2 protein-coding genes and 1 pseudogene are annotated in these 3,944 nt (G+C 38.4%); 1 reads left to right on the top strand and 2 read right to left on the bottom strand.

Annotation, left to right across the window (positions count from 1 at the left end):
* Positions 1-193 precede the first annotated feature (193 nt).
* Positions 194-337, top strand: coding sequence for a hypothetical protein (locus tag AFK68_RS36385; protein WP_210407274.1), 144 nt, complete (start codon positions 194-196; stop codon positions 335-337).
* A 1,129-nt stretch (positions 338-1,466) separates the two neighbouring features.
* Here the strand turns inward: AFK68_RS36385 and AFK68_RS07010 are convergent.
* Positions 1,467-3,216 (bottom strand): annotated as a pseudogene (locus AFK68_RS07010) (BamA/TamA family outer membrane protein); the annotation flags it as partial.
* A 1-nt stretch (position 3,217) separates the two neighbouring features.
* Positions 3,218-3,840, bottom strand: a 623-nt coding sequence (locus AFK68_RS44460; RefSeq protein ID WP_371357269.1) for a POTRA domain-containing protein, incomplete at its 3' end; no start/stop codon positions are given.
* Positions 3,841-3,944 lie beyond the last annotated feature (104 nt).

Below are 3,944 nucleotides of genomic sequence, written 5' to 3'. Positions count from 1 at the left end.
AAAAGAGCTAGAAGTCTTATATTATCGGCAATTTATTCCCCCTGTTGCCTGTTCCAATAGTGCCTGTTCCCGGAGCACAGCGCTATAAATACAAATTGTGAATAAGAGAATACACCTTATTACCAATCCTTAAATAATGTCTAAATATATAGTTTCAATCATTCTTATCAGTTCTGTATTGACAGGACTCAATATGATTCCAGCAATTACGAGTAATTTGACTGCTCAAGAACAATTTGATCAACAAAGGTCATGGAAACTTATTGCTCAGGCAGATCAAGAAGATCCAAAAGATGACGAAGATATTACACCAGGTAAAGGTAGAGACGACAGATAAACAGTAGAAATAGAAATACAGCATCCATACTAATTGGATAAATATTTACTTACTGAATAATTAAGGTTTAAAGCCTCTCCTTTAAAGGAGAAACAATGAATTTATTTTCCTTTTATTCAATCCAATCCGTTTTAGGGAGAGGTAATTATCAATTATCAATTATCAATTATCAANAGAAACAATGAATTTATTTTCCTTTTATTCAATCCAATCCGTTTTAGGGAGAGGTAATTATCAATTATCAATTATCAATTATCAATTATTGAACCAACGGCTAGAGGTCAGGAGTTGGCTATTAAGAAATGACTTTTGACTAAATAAATAAGGTCTCAAGCCTCCTCTTTCAAGGGGATAAACGGGAAATTTTTTTCTTTTATTCCTATTCCTCCTTACTCTTACTTACACCATTTCTCAAAAACTTTTCTATATTTACTTGAGCAGGGGAGTAGGGGAGTGTAGGGACGTTTTGCTGACGCAAAGCTCCGCTTTATATGTCGCGTAGCGTTAACGTTTGCGGAGCATTCCGTCAGGAAANCCTCCTTACTCTTACTTACACCATTTCTCAAAAACTTTTCTATATTTACTTGAGCAGGGGAGTAGGGGAGTGTAGGGACGTTTTGCTGACGCAAAGCTCCGCTTTATATGTCGCGTAGCGTTAACGTTTGCGGAGCATTCCGTCAGGAAAGTTTTGCGGAACGCTAAACGCGGAGCGACATGTTTGCGGAGGATTCCGGAACGGAAAACGCATTTTTGCCTGTGCAACGTCCGTACCGGAGAAGCAAACATAAGAATAATTAACATTAAACTAGCTCAAATCAGCCAAAAAATGATTCTGATTGTACCGAGCGGTTAATAACTGAAGTATCGCCCAAGTATAGCAATAATGCATGGGAATTGGTATTACACAGGTAAGTTTTTAACAAAGGGGTGAGTAATCACTTTTATTCAGTATAAAATATTAATAAAAATGTGCTTTTTTCTACCCCATACTTCTTTTACATCAAAAGTAAAAAATATACCCTTGTAAGCGTGGCTCCTCGTGCTCCCAAAAGTAGTTCCCTATGTATTCTGACTCCTGACTCCTAGAATCAGTCTAAAGATTTGTAAGAAACATCGATCGCGCCTGATATTAGAACCGCTCACCAATACCAAAATGGAAACGAGTATCACCTTCATCATTAATAGCATAATCAATTCTAATCGGACCTAGAGGAGACTGTACCCGGATACCAGCACCATAACCTATACCATCTCCTGGTTTTTCCCTTACACCTCCAGGATTACCAATTACAGAACTTTGACTATCAAATACTGTTGCAGCATCAACAAATAAAGCACCACCAAGAAACTTAAATACAGGAAAGCGATACTCAACAGTTCCTAACACAAAAGTACGACCTGCTGCCACCGAACCCTCATCATATCCACGCACTGTGTTAGTACCACCCAGAGGAAAAGCTTCATAAGGAGGTAAGTCTCCTACTATATGACCTGCTTGTAAATTAAAAGCTAAAGCTTCAGGTCCATCAGCGAACTTAGTAAAATTGACTGGAATAAAATAACTGAAATTACCTCGCAAACGATTCATAGCAATTTCTCCTGAACCTACAGGAATAGACTGTTCTGTACCAAACCGCAGCAAACTACCAGAAGTAGGTTGTCGAGGATTATTACGGCGATCATTAACAATACCAAATTGAATAGTCAATAGATCGTCTTTACCAGAATCATCAGCAGTCAATTTATTACCTAATTCGTCCCTGGGTTCAACTTCACCATCACTATCCTGAATTTCTACCCGTTCATATTTTAATCCCAGAGAAGCAGTCCACTGTGGATCGACAAACGGGTTAGGAATAAACGGACGAGTGAAACTAACCCCACCCCCTGTACGAATAACCCGTGGGTTATCACCATTAGGCAGATCGACATCGCGCTGGTCGTTATCATCATCAGAATCAAAAATCACCGAAATTGCTCGCCGTCTGAACGCATTAACAGTGTAAGAGAGTCGATGATCGTCTCCACCCACCCAAGGATCTGTAAAACTAACATCTGCTAATACTAATCGTTCACCGACCTGAAACTCACCACCTAATTTTTGATTATTACCACCAATATTTTGTTGTTGATAACTCACTGTACCAAACAACCCACTTGCAGAACTAACCCCACCACCAAATGCTAGAGAACCTGTACTTTTCTCTACAACATTTACAATTATAACTGCCGTGTTAGGATCGTCTGGTGCTGGTTCTAACCCCAATCTCACATCTTCAAAAATTCCTAAACCAAACACTCTTCTAATATCTTTTTCTGCTGTCTGTCGCTGAAATATATCTCCTGGTTTCAGCTCAATTTCCCTAGTGATAATATATTCACGGGTACGACCTTCTATGGGGTTACCTTCTTCATCTACTGTTTCTCCTTCTGCATCCACAAAGCGCACTTGAATCTCTTTAATTTCCCCCTCTGCAACTTCTAAGGTGACAGTACCATCGTCATCAACTTGAGGCGCACCGATAACTTGTCCGAGAACGTAACCATTGTCTTGATACCACTGGTTAACTTCTTCGACACCTCCTTCAAAAACTTTCAAGTTTAGAGTTTCACCATATTGATCGCTGAATATTCTCTGTGTTTCAGTCTCAGGAAATACTTCTGCACCTTCTATTATTACAGAATTCAATACGGGGTTGGGTTCGACTTCAAAAGTTACCCGTACACCTAGAGGAGTATCTTCGGGTAATGCTTTCACATTTCTGAAGAAACCAGTAGCAAAGATAGCGTTAATATCTTTTTGTAGTTGAGATCGAGTGGTTGTGCGTCCTGGTTGAGTGCTAATGACTTGGTAAACTTGATCTTCGAGTTCTCTGTCTNATTATTACAGAATTCAATACGGGGTTGGGTTCGACTTCAAAAGTTACCCGTACACCTAGAGGAGTATCTTCGGGTAATGCTTTCACATTTCTGAAGAAACCAGTAGCAAAGATAGCGTTAATATCTTTTTGTAGTTGAGATCGAGTGGTTGTGCGTCCTGGTTGAGTGCTAATGACTTGGTAAACTTGATCTTCGAGTTCTCTGTCTACTCCAATAACTACAACTTCAGCTACTAGTACTAAGGGTTCTCCTTCTTCTGTAGAGGTTTGTGCTTGTTGTGATGTAGGGGGAGTATATTTTTCTGATTCTGTTGGGATAGGTGTAGTATTGCTATCTGGTTCTACAGGTTCATCTTTTGGTAGTGAGGTTAAAGCTAAGTTAGATGTTAATTTCTGTTGATTTTGAGTAATTTCGCTATTAATTAAATTACTTTCTTGAGAAATGATGGGATTAAATTGTTTATTTACTAATGGTTGAGATTTAGTTTCTGTTGATTTTTTCAAAACTACATTCTCAGATTCTTCACTCTGATAATCAGATATTTCTGTAGTGGGAATATTAGAGGCAAACTGTTTATTTACTAAGGGTTCAGATTTAGTTTCTTTTGATTTTTGCAAAACCACATTCTCAGATTCTTCACTCTGATAATCAGATATTTCTGTAGTGGGAATATTAGAGGCAAACTGTTTATTTACTAATGGTTGAGATTTAGTTTCTGTTGATTTTT

The organism is Hydrocoleum sp. CS-953 (assembly GCF_002260545.1).
Classification (GTDB): Bacteria; Cyanobacteriota; Cyanobacteriia; order Cyanobacteriales; family Microcoleaceae; genus Trichodesmium.
Note: the sequence above shows the minus strand (reverse complement) of the source record. Positions and strands in the feature narration are given on the sequence as shown.

What these genes read in the sequence shown, in the direction of transcription:
- AFK68_RS36385 (WP_210407274.1), top strand. Translation starts at nt 194, where the DNA reads ATGATTCCAGCAATTACGAGTAATTTGACTGCTCAAGAACAATTTGAT.